We start from the raw sequence: 18,267 nt of genomic DNA, 5'->3' as shown, positions 1-18,267 counted from the left end.
ATAAAAAAACACGGCAACTCCGTGTTTTTATTCCTTATTAGATTTTTTAGTGATAAATAACACTATCAGTCAGCAGAAAAATATAGTTTCATTTGTTTTTAGAAAATCAACTATTTTCTGTTACATATTGGTAAACATTTTGTGCTGCCACTGCACCGTCAGCAACAGAAGTCGTTATTTGACGGAAGGTCTTTTGACGCACATCTCCAACAGCAAAAATACCAGGAATACTTGTCTTCATATTGTCATCAGTAATAATCCAACCAGCTTCATCAGTAATACCTAGATTAGAAACCATGTTTGATACTGGATTAAGTCCAACATAGATAAAGATGCCACCAAATTCTTGTTCCGTGATTTCTTTTGTCTTCACATTTTCAAAAACAACACTTTTGACTTTAACATCGTTTCCTTTAATTTCTTTGACAACAGTATCCCAGATAAATTTAATTTTATCATTTGCAAAAGCTCTGTCTTGAAGCACCTTTTGAGCACGAAGTTCATCACGACGATGAACAATCGTCACACTTTTAGCTAGTCTGGCTAAAAAGACAGACTCTTCAACAGCAGAATCACCACCACCAACAACTAAAAGATCTTGATCTCTAAAGAAGGCCCCATCACAAATAGCACAGTAAGAAACACCACGACTACTAAAGGTATCTTCTCCTGGAACACCTAATAAACGGTGTTTAGCACCAGTTGCTATAATGACTGTCTTAGTTTCATAGGATTTATCTTCTGTTTTGACAATTTTATAGTCACCCTTATCTTCAATATCAGTCACAATACCATAGATATTTTCAACTCCCATTTTATCAAGTGGTTCATACATCTTCATTGATAATTCTGGTCCTGAAATCAATTCAAATCCAGGATAATTTTCAATATCGGCAGTATTATTCATCTGACCGCCTGGTGCCCCTTGTTCAATGGTTGCTACCTTTAAATTACTTCTAGCTGCATAAAGTGCTGCAGTGATTCCAGCAGGTCCTGCGCCAATAACAATTGTATCAAACATGTTGTTACCTATATCTCTTTCTATCATTTTCTTATTATTTATATGTGAGAACGTTTAAGCCTTAAGCATCAAAATCACTGCCATAAAAGCAAATGATAAGATTGGAATAGTAATAATAGCTATCAAAAAAGCATCATATAAAGCAGCTTGTCGTTCAATTGCTGTCTTATCTTTTCGTTTCAAAACCCTAATAAGCATCCAAACGCCCAACAATAAACAAACAATTATGATTGCTGCTACCAAGCCTTGTAAATACAGACTAAATACTTCTATTAGCATATTCCCACCTAAATTCAATTCTCATACAATAGTCAAATTATAGCAGATATTTATAGCTTTTGCTATTAATCTGCCCTTGATTATTTATCCTTTAACTAGTTAATTTTAATTAATCAAATAGACCTGACTAAAAGCTTTGTTTTTTTGCTTTTCTTGCTTTTCTATTCTTGGCACGCGCCTCAACTCGTCTTTCTTTACGACGCTTTTCATCAACGGCCCATTTGATTTTCTTTTTATAGCCAGGTTTAATTTTTTTCTTTTTCTTTTTTACAAGACCAATCATTTCAATGTCTAGTTTTTCATGTTTTTTTTCACGATTAAGACGTCGATCACGATCATAAGTGTCTTCGAAAGCACCATTTTTAATCACTTTAGGAACAAAACGAATTCCCATTTTTTCAAGCTCACGAATGTCAGAATCATCGCTCGGTTGATATAAGGTAATAGCAATTCCCTTTAGACCATTTCGCCCTGTCCGTCCAACACGATGAACAAAGAAGGATAAGTCTTGAGGAATCGCATCATTAATCACATGACTAACTCCTTCAATATCAATACCTCTTGCTGCAAGATCTGTGGCAACAATATACTCAAAATCCAATTTTTTGATTTGTGCCATTAGGCGTTTACGCTCGCGAGGCGGAATCCCTCCATGAATTTTTGCAACTTTTAAGCCATTAGCAGATAAAAAGGCATGTAATTCATCCGCACGTTCTTTGGTATTCACAAAAATCATTGCCATGTAGGGTTGGAGAGCTTGAACCATTGTTAACAATTGATTGTTTTTCTCACGTCCTTTGGTTGAAATCAACCAATTATCAATGGTATCAGCAATAATAGTCCTCGTTTTAATTTTTTCAATGACTGGTTGCGTTAAATATTTTTTTAAGAAAGGTTTTAATTTCTCAGGTATTGTTGCCGAAAAGACTAACATTTGAACTGATTTAGGCAGACGACTAGCAATACGGTCTACTGTCTCTAAAAATCCCATATCTAAAGTCATATCAGCTTCATCAATTACCATAGTATGAGCCAGATGAATATCCAAACCACCAGATTTAATCAAATCGTAAACACGGCCTGGAGTTCCAATAACAATATGCGGTTGATTGTTTTGCAACTTATCCATTTGCCTTAATTTATCTGTGCCACCTACATAGTTAGACACACGAATCGGTTTTTGAGAAAACTGAGCAATTTGACGCGTAGCATTATAGATTTGCGTTGCTAGTTCTCTACTTGGTGCTGTAATAACTACTTGAACAGCGTCAGCATCTTCATCAATTTTTTCAAATATAGGTAGTAAGAATGTGTGTGTTTTTCCTGAACCTGTTTTTGATTCACCTACCAAATCTTTCCCCGATTTAACAATTGGTATCAACTTTTTTTGAACTTCTGTTGGCTCTTTAAACCCTAAATCAGTTAGGGCTTCATTAATATAATCTTTAAATTTAAAATCTTTGAATAACATATTTCCCTTTCTTCTTATTACCTATACGATAACAAATTAAACAGCAGAACACTGCTGTTTGGTTTTAAACATATAAAATCGCTAAGGTAATAAGACCTGCCAATAGACCTATTCCCCAAAACACAATATCAACACGCCATTCTGACCATGAGTTTCCTTTACCTGTAAAGCCTCCAAGTTCAAAATGATGGTGTAGAGGTGTCATGCGAAAAATTCTTTTCCCTTGACCAGTTCTTTTTTTAGTCCATCTAAAATAGGTGACTTGAAGCATGACTGAACTAGTCTCAAAAACATAAACAATACCAATTAGTAAGAGTGTCCATTCTTGGTGCAGAGCGATTGAGATGGCAGCAAGCATAGCACCAAGAGCCAAACTCCCTACATCTCCCATGAAAACTTTAGCTGGTTTTTTATTGAAAATAAAGAAAGCCAGTAAAGAGCCTATCATGGTTAGAATGACCATTAAAATTCCAAATTGTTCTTGTTTAAAAGCAATAACTGCGTAGGTTAACAAGCTAATAACAACAGAAATAGAAGCCAAGCCGTCGATACCGTCAGTTAGATTAACCGCATTTGAAAAACCAACCAACCAAAACAGGACAAAAGCCACATAAAAAATACCTAGAGGAATAGAAATCCCCAAAACATTTAAAGAATTATTGCCATTACCTTGCATATACAAAATATAGAAGATAACGCCTCCTAAAATTTGGAGAAGTAATTTTTGACGAGCGGTTAATCCTTCATTTCTTTTTTTGAAAATTTTTAAAAAGTCATCAAAAAAACCAATAGCGCCATAGATTAATATGACTAATAAAATACCTAGAACAGCATTAGTATCTATCCGATCACCTCTAAAAAATAATAAGGTCATAAGCGTTGAAATGATGAAAGAGACAGCTAAAAATACTGTACCTCCCATAGTTGGAGTACCTGCTTTTTCTAAATGCTGTTTCACATCTTCATGCATTTGTTGGCCTTCAATTTTTTTCAACTGATAAAAACGAATAAAGTGTGGTATTAATAAAGCTGTTGCTAGAAAGGCGAGCACTCCCGCTGCTAGACTTAGTATCATACTAATCTCCTAGTGTAATTGTTAATTTTTTGAGTTTTTTCAAACTGGTTCCGACATCTTTGCTTTGTTTGACAACTGTTCCTTCTTCACTTCCTTTAAAAGTGATTTCAATATCAAGCCATTTAGCAAATTGTTCAACATTCTTTTTGGTCCAACCATACATATCTGGTAAGGTATCTATACTATTAGTCAACAATAGAATTTGTTGATTTTCTTTGAGTTCTGTTCCTTTTTTAACAGAGGCTTTTTCAATTTTATCTCCCAATCCTAAAATAATAGGACTAACAAGGTTGCGGTGTAACTCATCAGAAATATTGCCTGGGTCTTCACCAATAACTTTTGGAAGCTTATAAACCATTTTTTTATTTGAAACAGAAACGACTGGTTCCATTAAAATAGGTTTCATTGACATCGCTTCTTCTAAAACAGGGTTAACCAAATCTTGCCAGAAAAGAAATGACCAATGCTCTGGCTGTTGTAAGGTAACATACATAATAAAATCAGGGTCATCAGAAGGGACCATGGCAACTACAGAGAAAAGGTTGTTTAATTCACCATCTAAATAACCAGCTCCATTTTCTTTAGCAATTTGTGCTGTTCCTGATTTTACTGCAACTGACTCATTACCAACTTGGATGACTGGTCCATACTCTTGACTATAAAGAGTTCCGTGAATAGGATCGGTTCCAACCGTTACCATATACTCACGTGTTTGAGAAGCTGCTTCAGCAGAAACAGGATTCCCGACAACTTCGGTTTTCCCAACACGAGATGAATCAGTGTTTGGATCATAGATTTGACTGATAAATTTAGGTTGTAGCATCACACCATCGTTGGAAATAGCGGTAAAGGCTCTTAACATTTGAATTTGAGAAACATTTATCCCTTGTCCAAATGAACTCATCGCTGTTGTCACAACATTATCCGAGTTAACTTTTCCTGGGTTTTCTTGTACATTCCCATAACCCATACCAAAACGTGTTCTAAGACCGAATCGGAACTTTTCTAAATAATTTAACCAGGTATCATGCCCCATATTAAGTTCTAGTTGCGTCATAGCAACATTACTAGAGTGGGCAAATCCTTGAACAAAATTTCTTACTGTCCCTTGAGAACTGCCGTCGTTGATATCCCAGTCTTGGATAGTTGTATCAGCTACAGTGATACCATTACTGTTATCAATGGTTGCATTTGGATTAAAAGTTTTATTATCAATAGCAGAAGCAACTGTCATTACTTTTAAAGTTGATCCTGGTTCATAACTGGTTTGATAGAGTAAGTTTTGCCACTCAAATCCTTCAACACCAAATCCTTCTTTAGTATCAGAATCATATGTAGGTCTTTGAGTAGTGGCCAGAATTTCGCCAGTTTTAGCATTAACAACCGTCGCACTCGCATTAACACCATTTGCCTTTTCTTGGAAGACGTTCATATGCGCTTCTAGATAGGTTTGAAGAGGCGCATATAAAGTGGTGTAGACGTCTTTACCATCTAATGCCTTTTTGACAGTTGTTGCCGTTCCTAAAAGTGTATTACCGTTTTTATCTTTTTGATAGGTCACAACACCGTCTGTTCCAGATAAAATATCATTTAAGGCATATTCCAGCCCACCTGAGCCAGTCAAGGTTTTGCTTCCGTTTTTATCTTCTTTTATAGTTGTATAACCAATAAGTTGTGAAGCAAAGACACCATTGGGGTACATTCTTCCCGGACTTGTGGTAAAACCAATCCCTTGGATACCGGCATCTTCCATAGCTTTAGTAATCTCTGTCATCACGCCATAAGAAATATTATCTCCTTTAGGCCCAAATAACACCTGAGAAGCATCACGTTTTAGTTGTTCAATCACATAATCTTTATCAATATCAAGATATTCTTTTAAAATATCTCCTACCTTATCATATTGAGATGATTGAATATATAACTTTTCATCATTGACAGAGACATAATTCTTATCAATAACAGCGTAAATAGAATAGGTTGTTGAGTCTTCTGCGATTACCTCACCTACTCTATCAAAAATTGACCCTCTTTTAGCCTGAACTTTTTGAGTGGTTTGATAAACACTTTTTGCTTTTTCTGATAGATCCACTCCAAATTTACTGTCTGTTCCAATGATGATAATAAAGTTAATCATAAAGACCAAAAAGATAAAAATGGTTAGAATCATCATGTTTTGTCCAACATGTTCTCTGTTAGCAGCAGGTGTCTTTCTGTTTTTAGTAACATACCGTAAAAATCTTTTTTTCAAATTTTTCATGTCACTCCACCTTCTGACTATTTCCACCTTGAATGGTCAAGCCAGCCTCTTCAGCAATTTCAGAAATACGATCATATCGTGTCAATTCATTAACTTCTTGTTTAGCATTGTCAAATTCATCTTTTTGATTGTTGATTTTTTTATTCAATTGCGAGATTTCTTGTTGGAGTTGAAAATTACGACTTTGAATATAAACAATACCAACAGACAAAATAATTGCTGTAACAATTAGAGCACTATAAAAAGCCTTTTCAATTCTTGTAAATGTTTTAATTCTTTTTTGAATCACATTAATAATGACTTCATTCTTATTTTCATTCATAAGCTTTTATTTCCAAATTCTTCTGGCCACCCGTAATTTAGCTGAGTGAGCACGGTTATTGTTTTCTAATTCAATTGATTGGGGTAAAATTGGTTTTTTATTAACCAACTCAAACTGAGGTTTCATTTCCTCAGGAATAAAAGGGAGGCCTTTTGGCACATCAACAGTGCTTGCTTCCTTAAATAATTGTTTGACTAATCGATCCTCTAAAGAATGAAAGGTAATAACAGAAATATAACCATCAACAGCTAACATTTCCATGGCTTGTTGGAGAGATTCATCCGCTGCTCCTAACTCATCATTAACTTCGATACGAATCGCTTGAAAAAGTTGTTTGGCTGGATGACCTTTTTTCTTTAATTCTTTAGCAGGTTTACTGGCTTTAATGATATCGACTAATTCAGTAGTTGTTTTAATCGGCTGAATTTGTCTCATCTTTTCAATATTTCTAGCCACTTGTTTAGAAAATTTATCCTCACCATATTTAAAAAAAAGACGAACTAGGTCATGATAATCATAATGATTGATCACATGATAAGCAGTTAACTTAGCCTCTTGATTCATTCGCATATCAAGAGGAGCATCTTTTTTGTAAGAAAAACCACGTTCACGCTGATCAAGTTGAGGACTTGATACTCCTAAATCATAGAGAATACCGTCTATTTCTGTGACATGGTAGGCAGCTAAGGCCTGTTTTAAATTTCTAAAATTATCCTTAATGAAGGTCACTTGACCATTTTGAATAAAAGGTTGAAGCTCTTTTTGAGCATTATCAATAGCTGTTTGATCTTGGTCAAAACAGTACAAATGTCCCTTAAGGCTAAGCTTTTTTAGCAAGTACTTGCTATGCCCAGCACCACCCAAAGTAGCATCAACATAGATGCCATCTGGTTTAATATGTAACATATCAACAGTTTCTTCTAAAAGAACCGTTGTGTGATTAAAATCATTAGTCATAACCTTTATTTTAACATATTTTTACTCTTTTATAAACAGTTTTTCATTAAGAGTCTGCTTACTATCTAGACTAGCCAATAAAGCTTAAACAATTCCTAAAATCTTTGTTATTGTCTAATCTGACCTGAACCATTAATGTAATATTTAGTACTGGTTAGCGCCTCTAATCCCATCGGTCCTCTCACATGCATCTTTTGTGTTGAAATACCTATCTCTGCTCCTAAACCAAAAACAAAACCATCGGTGAATCGAGTTGAAGCATTAACATAAACAGCAGCAGCATCTACGGTCTCTTGAAAATACTCAGCATGAGCTAAACTTTGAGTAATGATGCTTTCAGAATGATGCGTTGAATAGGTATTAATCCAGTCAACTGCCTCTTCTATGGAAGACACTACTTTAACTGATAGGATATAATCTAAAAATTCTTTTCCATAGTCATCGTTTGTTGCAAGAACTGAGTTGTCTAATATTTGATGAGCAACAGTATCACTTCTAAATTCCACTGGATGAATCTTGTGAATAGCTTTTTCTAATCGTGGCAAAAACTCTGAGGCAATATCTTTATGAACGACTAAACTCTCAGCAGCATTACATACACTTGGCCTTTGTGTTTTAGCATTACTAACGATATTAATCGCCATATCAATGTCAGCAGAATCATCAACGTAAATATGAACATTACCAACACCTGTTTCAATCACTGGTACTCTGGCTAGTTCTTTGACACGATTGATTAGACCAGCACCACCTCTAGGAATTAAGACATCTAAAATACCAGAAGCTTGCATCATTTCTTTTGCAACTTCATGACTAGTATCTTCCACTAGTTGTAGAACATACTTATTAACACCAATGGCTTCTAAACTATTTTGAATGACTTTAACCAAGGCTTTGTTAGAATGAATGGCCTCTTTACCACCACGTAGAATAATGGCATTATTTGTTTTAAAAGCAAGGCAAAAAGCATCTACGGTAACATTGGGGCGACTTTCAAAAATCATTCCGATAACGCCCAATGGGACACGTTTTTGCATGATTTTCAAGCCATCTTTATTTGTGTAACCCTTGACCACTTGGCCTATCGGATCTGCTAAATGAATGACCTGTCTCACACCATCTGAGATGGCTTTAAGACTGTCAATATTAAGTGAAAGCCTATCAATCATGATGTCTGAAACACCATTTATTTTAGCATTTTCGACATCTTTTAAATTCTCTGATAATAAAAAAGAGGCTTGTGATATGAGAGAATCAGCAATTTGAGAAAGAGCTTTATTTTTATCACTGGTTGATAGTCGTAATAAATCTCTTTCGGCCATCTTTGCTTTTTTTCCTAAAGTATCAATAACTGACATAACTACTCCTTACTAAAAAGGGTACCAATAACTTCCCCTTCCAACACACGTAAAATATCTCTTGGATTTTTACCGTTCATTAAAACCATTTGCCTATTTTCTTCAAAAATCATTTCTGCACTTTGAAGTTTACTTAACATACCACCAGTTCCAAATTTGCTCCCAACACCTCCAGCTGTTTTTAAAATATCTTTTGTAATGGCAGTGACTTTTTTCCTTAAAATGGCATCTTCATAAATCGTTGGATTTTTGTCAAAAAGACCATCAACATCTGAGAGCATAATTAACAAATCTGCCTTAGTAATCGAAGCAACAGTTGCAGACAAGCGATCATTATCACCAAATTTTGTACTGTGATCCATTTCTTCAACACTGATAGCATCATTTTCATTAACAATAGGCAAGATATTCAACTGTAATAAACTCTCAAAAGCATTTGTTACATTTAAAAGACTCTCAGGGTACTCAATAACATCTCTGGTAAGAAGAATTTGGGACACCTTATTTTGATAGTGCGAAAATATTTGCGAATAAAGACTCATCATCGCTACTTGACCTATGCTTGATATTGCTTGTTGTTTAGCAATATCACTTGGTCTTTTAGACATTTTTAAAACATCTAAACCAAATCCCATTGCACCAGAAGAAACGAGAATAACTTCCATTTTTTTTGCCATCAAAGAGGAAATCACAAATGCCAATTCATCTATTTTTTGCAAATCAATACTACCGTTAGATAAAACGAGAGAGCTTGTCCCTATTTTAATAACGAGCCGCCTAACATGTTTAAAATTTCTTTTCATATGCTTGATTATAACAGAAAAAACCAGCCATTTGTAGCGAATCGATTATAAAGCGCTTTTTACTAGTCATTAAAAATGTAAAAACCTTCACCATTTCTATTGAAAATAATGAAGGTTTTAGTGTTTTTATTAATTTTACAAGCTATGATAATGATTTAAAACATTCTCAACAGTAAAGCCATATTCTTCCAAGACGAGATTTCCTGGTGCGGAAGCTCCCCAGGTATCAATGGTCAATGTTTTTCCTGATAATCCAACATATTTGCCCCAACCATAGCTGGTTGCAGCTTCAATAGCTAAGCGTTTAGTAATATGTGCTGGTAAAACACTTTCTTGATAGTCTTTGTCTTGCTCGTCAAAAATATTTTGCGATGGCATTGAAACCACTCGAACATAGGTACCTTTTTCTTCTAGTTCTTTTTGAGCAGCAAGTGCTAAAGCCACTTCACTACCAGTTGCAATTAAAATACCATCAAGATCGCCTTTTTCCTTAGATAAGATATAAGCACCTTTATCAACACCAGCTTTCGCCAATTCTTTTGTACCTTCAAGCGTCGGTAAATTTTGACGTGTCAAAACAAGCATTGTTGGACGCTTCGTTTCTGTTAAAGCACGCGCCCATGCAGCATTGACTTCATTACCATCAGCTGGACGAATAACATTAAGATTAGGCGTTGAACGAACACTTGCCAACTGCTCAATAGGTTCGTGTGTTGGTCCGTCTTCACCAACAGCTATAGAATCATGAGTCATCACATAAACAGTTGGTAATTCTTGTAAAGCAGCCATACGAACTGCCGGTAGAAGGTAGTTAGCAAAAACAAAGAAAGTACCGCCATAAACACGTGTTCCACCATGAAGAGCGATTCCGTTCATAGCTGCTGCCATGGCAAATTCACGAACACCAAACCAAATGTTGCGTCCTTGATAGTTACCTGCTTGGAAGTCTGTGTCATTAGCAATCATTGTGTTATTAGACGCTGACAGGTCAGCAGAACCGCCCCATAATGACGGCACTTGTTCAGCAATCTGTTGAATAGCTTTTTGGCTAGTGACACGACTAGCAAGGTTAGTCTCTAAATCATAATCTTCTAAAGAGATGTCAATTGGTTCATCTGAAAAGGCTTTTTCATATTCTTTAGCCAATTCTGGGTATTCTTTTTCATAACGTGCAAAAAGATCATTCCATGAGGTTTCTGCGTCTTCTCCTCTTTGTCCTAAACCAGTTTGGAAACGTTCTGTTACTTCTTCAGGAACTGTAAATTCTGGATATTCCCACTCGTAAGTTGATTTTGCATAACTGACACCATCTTTACCAAGAGGAGCACCATGAACAGCGCTTGTCCCTTGTTTTTGAGCCCCATAACCAATCACTGTTTTCACTTCAATGATAGTTGGTTTATCGGTTTCAGCTTGTGCCATCTTAATGGCTTCACTGATAGCTTTCATATCATTACCATCTGTGACAAGCAGATGTTGCCAACCATAAGCTTCAAAGCGTCCTTTAACATCCTCTGTAAATGCTTTAGAAGTTGGTCCATCAAGGGAGATATCATTTGAATCGTATAAAAGAATTAGTTTTCCTAATTTTAAGTGTCCAGCTAAACTAGCTGCTTCTTGGCTGACACCTTCCATCAAATCACCATCTCCGTTAAGAGCATAGGTATAGTGATCAACAATATCAAACCCTGGTCTATTGAATTTAGCAGCTAAGTGAGCTTCTGCCATCGCCATCCCAACAGCATTTGCAATACCTTGTCCTAGTGGACCAGTTGTTGCTTCAACACCATCAGTGTGAGTAACTTCTGGATGTCCTGGCGTTTTTGAGCCCCATTGACGGAAGTTTTTAAGATCGTCAATGCTCAATTGATAGCCGGCCAAATGTAACAAGCTGTATAATAAAGCACTGCCATGGCCTGCAGATAAAACAAAACGATCTCGGTTTGTCCATTTGCGACTAGTTTTAGGATTAACCTTTAAAAAATGATTCCAAAGCACATAAGCCATCGGAGCTGCTCCCATTGGAAGACCTGGATGACCAGAGTTAGCTTTTTGGATAGCGTCAATTGATAGGGTACGAATCGTATTCACTGCTAACTGATCGATATTGTCAAATGTCATGTTGTGACCTCTCTTTTTTTTAATCACTTACATTATAGCATAAATCTATCATTTAAGTTAATAATAAAAAGCCACTTATTTTAGTGGCTTTCAATCATTCATATCCATCTTACTTCCGGCCATGTAAGCCTTTTTTTCGTTGAATAGCTTTTAGCTTTTCTGGTGTCACGTCATTTCCTTGTTCATCAACTAATTTTAAACCCTCAATATGATGTCTAATCGAGCGACGATACCCTTCAATGTACTCTTTTCTAAGATCGGCTTGTTCTACTTTTTCTTCTGGAGTTAAGCCTTGTGTTTTTTTCTTTTTTGCCAATTCATTGATACGGTTAATTTTTTCTTGTTTCATAAGACCTCCTTATTTGGTATTAATTTTATTGAAGGCTGCTACCTGATTGGCTTTATTTCTTAATTGAGCTAAAATAGCCAAACGATTTGCTTTTAATGCTTGATTATCTACCATAACCATAGTGTTATCAAAGAAAGCATCAATCACTGGACTTAAAGCAAATAAACTATCCAAATTATCTGACACCTCACTGGCTAAATCTAGTGTTTGTGTTGCTTGATATAATGTTTCTTCAAAAGGATTTTCAAATAAGGATTCATCAACCTGATCAGTCTTAGCCTTATCTGCTAGATTAAAGACACGAGTCAAACTTTCGACTGATGCTTTAAAATTATCTTCTCTTGCTTTTTCAGAAAGAGCAAGACTAGTTTCTAGAAGTGTACGTACCACTGAGTTAGAGCTTGATAAAACTGCCTCTATGATATCCTTAGAAATATCAGACCCCATCATTTTCTCAATTCTAGCAGAGATAAAAGTCATAACTTCTGATTGATTGTCATAAGTAAGAGATGTCATATCCAAACGATAAAGGCTTGCTATCAAGTCTTCTACTGAGATAGACCAACCAAATTTATCTAAGATACGAACGATACCTTGCGTTGCTCGTCTAAGAGCGTAGGGATCGTTAGAACCACTTGGAATAAGTCCAACACTGAAAAAGGATAAAAGAGTATCTAGTTTATCAGCAATAGCAAGAACTGCCCCTACTACGCTATCAGGCAATTCACCTTCTGCACTAATTGGCATATAGTGTTCTCTAATGGCTGTTGCCACAACTGGGCTTTCACCAGCAAGAAGGGCATACTTTTCACCCATAATACCTTGTAATTCATCAAATTCACCAACCATGCCTGTTAGTAGGTCAAACTTGTAGATTTTGCTAGCACGATTAAGTTCTTTTAAGTCATCACTTGTCAGATTTAATTGCTCTCCAATCAATTGCGAAATTTTCTCAACTCTTTGCATGTGATCATAAAGAGAACCAATTTTTTCATGGAAGGTCACTTGTTTTAATTTTTCCACCAAGTCATCAATCTTTAATTTTTGGTCTTCACGCCAGAAAAACTCACCATCTTCTAAACGTGCTAACAAGACTTTTTCATTTCCTTGAATAACATTTTGAAGGCCCTTGTCATTACCGTTACGAACCGAGATGAAGTGAGGTAGTAATTGTCCCTCTTGATTTCTCACAACAAAATAACGTTGATGAGATTTCATTGAAGTGATCAGTACTTCTTCAGGGATATCAAGGTATTTTTCATCAAAGCTTCCCATAAAAGCCGTTGGGTATTCTACCAGATTAAGAACTTCATTGAGTAATTTTTCATCAATCTCAACCACAACATTTTTTTCGTTTTCAATCGCTCTGATTTGCTCAACAATCATGCTTTCACGTTCAACGCTGTTGGTTATCACAAATTCGTTTCTTAAATCATCTTCATAACTGTTTGCTGATGTAATGGCCACTTCTTTACCAAGAAAACGATGTCCTCGACTAATTCTGTCACTTGTAATATCAAGAAAATCCATCTCTAGCATGTCATCATTTAATAAGACAATCAAGGTATGAACAGGACGAATAAATTCAAAACGGTTAGCTGCCCAATGCATGCTCACTGGAAAAGTTAAGCTTTTAAGAAGGTCTGGAATAGCTTTTAAAACCTCTTTGACTGGTTTTCCCTCTTCTTTTTTGGTGACATAAACATATTCAGTGCCTTTAATGTCGCGAAATGTAATATCATCAACGGTCAAACCTTTTCCTTTGACAAAACCTTGTGCCGCTTTAGTAAATTCACCATTGTCATCCAGTGCAATTCGTTTAGCAGGCCCTTTAAATTCCTCTACCAAATCCGTTTGTTGGTCTGCCAGATTAACCACTCTAATCGCTAAACGTCTTGGCGTTGAAAACATTTCAATTTTATCAAAACTTAAGCGTTCTTCTTTTAAGAATTGCCCCATTTTATCTCGAAGTTGTTTCATACTTGGTGTGACAACATAAGCGGGCATTTCTTCTAACCCTAGTTCAATTAATAGATTTTTAGTCATCCTTATTTATCCTCCTTTTCAAGTAATTCCTGTCTTGTTTCATCATCTAAAAGAGGGTAACCTAGACGCTTACGCTCTGCAACAAATGCTTTTGCTACTTCACGCGCTAAATTTCTGATACGTGCAATATAGCCAGCTCTCTCAGTAACAGAAACTGCTCCTCTAGCATCTAAGAGATTAAACGTATGAGAACATTTTAAAACATAATCATAAGCAGGATGAACTAAAGAATCTGCTATACAACGTTTAGCTTCTCTTTCAAATTTATCAAAGTTTGTAAGCAGTAGGTCTTGATCACTCACTTCAAAACTATATTTTGAGTGTTCATATTCTGGTTGTTTGAAAATTTCGCCGTATTTAACCCCATCAGCCCACTCAATATCATAGACAGAAGTGACTTCCTGGATATATGACGCTAAACGTTCTAAACCATAGGTGACTTCAGCTGTCACAGGATTGGTAGCTAATCCACCGACTTGTTGGAAATAAGTAAACTGAGTGATTTCCATCCCATCTAACCAAACTTCCCAACCAAGTCCAGCTGAACCAGTTGATGGGTTTTCCCAGTTATCCTCAACAAAACGAATATCATGTTCAAGAGGATTAATCCCTAAAAGTTCTAAACTTTGAAGGTATAGTTCTTGAATATTACTTGGGCTTGGTTTCATAACCACTTGAAATTGATGATGTTGATAAAGACGATTGGGATTTTCACCATAACGACCATCAGCAGGGCGTCTACTTGGTTCTACATAAGCAGCATTCCAAGGCTCCGGACCAATGGCACGTAAAAAAGTATACGGACTCATGGTTCCAGCACCCTTTTCATTATCATAAGCTTGCATTAATAGACACCCTTGTTGATGCCAGAACTGTTGTAGTGTTAAAATAATTTCTTGAAATGTTAATTTTTTGACCATCTTTTCTCCTTTATATTATAAAAATAGAGCAAAACCACTTTTCTAATCCCTTACATTACTGTAAAGGGGCGTTAGAAACGCGGTTCCACCCTATTTTTGACTTCATTAATATATTTTAGCTGTATTTAACAAGAAAGTGCCTCAACCATTACTTTTTATCTGGCTTACACCCTCCCAGATTCGCTTGAAAAAGAACTTGGTATTTGCTTTCTCTAATGCTCATTTTAACACAATTCCCTAGGCTTGTCTATCCTTTAAAGGACTTTAAGAGGATTGCATTCTCTTCTTAGTTTTCAAATACTTTTTCACCATCAAGGAAAGTTGCTTTTAAAGTCATGTCTTGATTTAAAATGATAAAGTCAGCATCATGACCTTTTTTGATTTGACCACATTTGTCTTCTAGATGACATGACACAGCTGGAATAAAGGTTGCCATACGAATGGCTTCTAAACGGTTAGCGAGACCCCAATCCACAACATTTTTGACACCATCATCAAGTTTCAAAATTGAACCAGCTAGACTACCACTATCTTTTAATCTTGCTGTTCCATTTTCAACAATAACTGGGAATTCACCCAAAACATAGTCACCATCAGGCATACCACCAGCACGCATACAATCTGTTATAAGTGCAACGTGATCAGGACCCTTTTGGTCTAGTAAAATACGACAAGCTTCTGGAGAGACATGATAACCATCACAGATTAGCTCAGCATAAGTATTTGGAATACCATAAACTGCACCTACCATACCAGGTTCACGATGATTTAAAGCTCTCATACCATTGTAAGCATGAACCCAAACGCTAGCACCTGCTTGAACAGCGTGAAGCGCATCTTCATAAGTAGCATCAGAATGCCCTAAAGAAACAATAGCTCCTTTTGAAACAACATGGGAAACAAACTCCTCAACACCATCTCTTTCTGGTGCAATCGCAATTTTATGTAAGAGACCTTCTGAACTTTCATACCATTGATCAAATTCTTCGATTTTAGGGTCTCTCATATAAGATGGGTTTTGAGCGCCTTTGAATTTTTCAGTAAAGAAAGGCCCTTCAAAATAAATCCCTCTAATTTTACTACCTGAAACCTTATTTTTAACAGAAGCGATGGTTTTACACACATCATCTAATTCTTCAAAAGAGGCTGTTAATGTAGTTGGTAAAAAGCTTGTCACACCAGTTGATAACAACCCTTTACTAATGGTTTCAATGCTTTCAGGAGTATTATCCATCACATCTGAACCGTGATAACCATGAACATGAGAATCAAAAAGTCCTGGAGCGATGCTATAGCCTGAATAATCAACCACTTCTGCATTAGCAGGAACATCAGCTACCCAATCACCAAATTTGCCATCAACAATCGTCAAATAGCCTCCTTTTTTTTCCTCATAAGGGTAAAAGAAACTATCTGCCTTAAAATATTTTGTCATTTTAAAATCACCTTTCCTTCTTTGCTTACATTATACTCCTTCTTATGATTTTTGTAAACGGTATATACCAAAAAAACGATTTATTTCACAAAAAAAGAAGGTCTCCCTTCTTTTTAATATGATTACAATTGATTTTCTAACACTTTATCAGAAAGGTTTAAAGCATGATCCGTAATTCTAGTACATGGTGTGATTAAATCAATAAAATTAATGCCTGCTAAAGGTGTACATATCCCCTTATTCATTCGTTTAACATGCGCTTTTCTAATTTGACGTTCAAAACGTTGGACTTCCTTATGACGTTCTTGAAGCTCTTTTGCTAGTTCCACATCATGATCAGCAATCACACGAGAGGCATCCAAAATCATGCGATGTGTCATTTTATAAAGATCTTCTAATTCTTGAATCGCTTCTGCTGAAAAGACAATATGTTTTGAAAAATTGTAGCTAGATAAATTGGTTAGGTTGACCGCATGGTCTCCAATTCTTTCTAAATCTCTCGACGAATCCAGAATACTTGCTAAAATTTCATTTTCATTTTCACTTAAGGTTTCATTTGACAGTTGAATCAAATAATGCGTCAATTCTTCATCAATAGCATTAACAACTGTCTCATACTTATTAACTTTTTCAACAAATTTTTCATCTGCCGTCATTATATATCTAAAAGCTGCTTCAAAAGATTGAATAGCATAAGCACTCAAGTGCACCAATTCTTTTCTAGCATTTCCTAATGCAATAGAAGGTGATTGCGTAATTAATAGCTTATCAAGATAGATAGCCTCATACCGAATCGTTTCATCTTCACCTGGAATAATTTTAGTCACGACATAGGCTAGTAAACCAATGAAAGGAAATTGAACGACAGTGTTTGTAATGTTAAAGGTTCCATGAGCGAAAGCGATAGTCATCTCAGGTGTTAAATGAAGGCTTGATTGAAACCATTCGACAAGAGAAGTGAATGGTGCTAGTAACATCACACAGACCAGAGTTCCTATCACATTAAACATAACATGTGCTCCAGCCACACGTTTAGCTGATATATTGCCACCTAAGGCTGCTAAAACAGCAGTGATTGTTGTCCCAATATTATCACCAAATAAAATAGGTAATGCCCCACTCAAGTCTAATAGGCCTCCGGCATAAAGGCTTTGTAAGATACCAATGGTCGCTGATGATGATTGGATTAAAACAGTTAGACCTGTTCCTAAAAGAACCCCTTGAAATGGATTGTTTCCTAAAGTCACCATATAATCACGAAAGGCTTGGATTTCTCTCAATGGTGTCATAGCATCGCCCATCAAGTGAAGAGCAAAGAATAAGCCACCCAAACCAAAGAGAATTTTCCCAAGATTATTGATTTTACGATTTTTAATAAATAAGAATAAAACAGCTCCAACAAATAAAATTGGTAGCCCATAATCTCCTAGTTTAAAACCTATTAAAAAGGAGGTAACAGTTGTTCCAATATTAGCACCCATAACAATACCAATAGCTTGTCTGAGCGTTAATAGACCTGCAGAAACTAGACCTACTGTAATGGCAGTAACACCAGAACTCGATTGGATAAGACCTGTGAACACAATACCGATTAAAACACCTAAAAATGGATTACTAGTGTATCTATCAATATAATCACGAAGTCTATCTCCCGCAGCTTGTTGCAGACCATCTCCCATGTATTTAATGCTAAATAGGAATAGCCCTAATCCTCCAAAAAAATCAAATGCAATAGTTTGCCAATTTACTGACACATGTTTGTCCTCATTAACTATAAATTATCGAATAACCGATACTTCCATTTTAAAACAATGTTAGCAAACAAACAAGTCTTTTTTATTTTTTTTTAA

Annotated in this window: 15 protein-coding genes; all 15 read right to left on the bottom strand. The window is 35.9% G+C overall.

Going from position 1 to position 18,267, the window contains the following annotated elements; translation table 11 throughout:
* Positions 1 to 106: 106 nt before the first annotated feature.
* A complete protein-coding gene (gene trxB / locus JHK62_RS00420; RefSeq protein ID WP_199574719.1) occupies positions 107 to 1,021 on the bottom strand; it encodes a thioredoxin-disulfide reductase in 915 nt (304 codons plus the stop codon).
* Positions 1,022 to 1,075: 54 nt separating this feature from the next.
* Positions 1,076 to 1,300 carry a DUF4059 family protein gene (locus JHK62_RS00415; RefSeq protein WP_199574718.1) on the bottom strand — a complete coding sequence of 75 codons (225 nt, stop codon included), beginning with the start codon at positions 1,298 to 1,300 and terminating at the stop codon, positions 1,076 to 1,078.
* Between the two features lie 127 nt (positions 1,301 to 1,427).
* Positions 1,428 to 2,771, bottom strand: coding sequence for a DEAD/DEAH box helicase (locus tag JHK62_RS00410; protein WP_199574717.1), 1,344 nt, complete (start codon positions 2,769 to 2,771; stop codon positions 1,428 to 1,430).
* Between the two features lie 64 nt (positions 2,772 to 2,835).
* Positions 2,836 to 3,846: a phospho-N-acetylmuramoyl-pentapeptide-transferase gene (gene mraY / locus JHK62_RS00405; protein WP_199574716.1), complete on the bottom strand. Its 1,011-nt coding sequence runs from the start codon at positions 3,844 to 3,846 to the stop codon at positions 2,836 to 2,838.
* 1 nt (position 3,847) lies between these two features.
* A complete protein-coding gene (pbp2x, locus tag JHK62_RS00400) occupies positions 3,848 to 6,106 on the bottom strand; it encodes a penicillin-binding protein PBP2X (protein WP_199574715.1) in 2,259 nt (752 codons plus the stop codon).
* Between the two features lies 1 nt (position 6,107).
* The gene (ftsL, locus tag JHK62_RS00395) at positions 6,108 to 6,428 is read right to left on the bottom strand and encodes a cell division protein FtsL (protein WP_199574714.1); all 321 of its coding nucleotides are present in this window, start codon (positions 6,426 to 6,428) and stop codon (positions 6,108 to 6,110) included.
* A gap of 6 nt (positions 6,429 to 6,434) precedes the next feature.
* Entirely contained in the window at positions 6,435 to 7,385 is a 951-nt protein-coding gene (gene rsmH, locus JHK62_RS00390; protein ID WP_199574713.1) for a 16S rRNA (cytosine(1402)-N(4))-methyltransferase RsmH, read from the bottom strand.
* A gap of 107 nt (positions 7,386 to 7,492) precedes the next feature.
* The gene (locus JHK62_RS00385) at positions 7,493 to 8,743 is read right to left on the bottom strand and encodes a glutamate-5-semialdehyde dehydrogenase (protein ID WP_199574712.1); all 1,251 of its coding nucleotides are present in this window, start codon (positions 8,741 to 8,743) and stop codon (positions 7,493 to 7,495) included.
* Between the two features lie 2 nt (positions 8,744 to 8,745).
* On the bottom strand, positions 8,746 to 9,546 hold the full coding sequence (gene proB / locus JHK62_RS00380) for a glutamate 5-kinase (RefSeq protein WP_199574711.1): 801 nt from the start codon (positions 9,544 to 9,546) through the stop codon (positions 8,746 to 8,748).
* 135 nt (positions 9,547 to 9,681) lie between these two features.
* The gene (gene tkt / locus JHK62_RS00375) at positions 9,682 to 11,667 is read right to left on the bottom strand and encodes a transketolase (RefSeq protein ID WP_199574710.1); all 1,986 of its coding nucleotides are present in this window, start codon (positions 11,665 to 11,667) and stop codon (positions 9,682 to 9,684) included.
* 109 nt (positions 11,668 to 11,776) lie between these two features.
* Positions 11,777 to 12,016: a DUF896 family protein gene (locus tag JHK62_RS00370; protein WP_199574709.1), complete on the bottom strand. Its 240-nt coding sequence runs from the start codon at positions 12,014 to 12,016 to the stop codon at positions 11,777 to 11,779.
* Between the two features lie 9 nt (positions 12,017 to 12,025).
* Complete coding sequence (glyS, locus tag JHK62_RS00365; RefSeq protein ID WP_199574708.1) at positions 12,026 to 14,062, bottom strand: glycine--tRNA ligase subunit beta; 2,037 nt, start codon at positions 14,060 to 14,062, stop codon at positions 12,026 to 12,028.
* A 2-nt stretch (positions 14,063 to 14,064) separates the two neighbouring features.
* Complete coding sequence (gene glyQ / locus JHK62_RS00360; RefSeq protein WP_199574707.1) at positions 14,065 to 14,982, bottom strand: glycine--tRNA ligase subunit alpha; 918 nt, start codon at positions 14,980 to 14,982, stop codon at positions 14,065 to 14,067.
* 286 nt (positions 14,983 to 15,268) lie between these two features.
* Positions 15,269 to 16,417 (bottom strand): N-acetylglucosamine-6-phosphate deacetylase, encoded by a 1,149-nt coding sequence (gene nagA, locus JHK62_RS00355; RefSeq protein WP_199574706.1) that lies wholly within the window; start codon positions 16,415 to 16,417, stop codon positions 15,269 to 15,271.
* 122 nt (positions 16,418 to 16,539) lie between these two features.
* Complete coding sequence (locus JHK62_RS00350; RefSeq protein WP_199574705.1) at positions 16,540 to 18,171, bottom strand: Na/Pi symporter; 1,632 nt, start codon at positions 18,169 to 18,171, stop codon at positions 16,540 to 16,542.
* Positions 18,172 to 18,267 lie beyond the last annotated feature (96 nt).

The organism is Streptococcus pacificus, assembly GCF_016481305.1.
Classification (GTDB): Bacteria; Bacillota; Bacilli; order Lactobacillales; family Streptococcaceae; genus Streptococcus; species Streptococcus pacificus.
The sequence above is the reverse complement of the archived record's forward strand: the minus strand, read 5'-3'. Positions and strand labels throughout refer to the sequence as shown.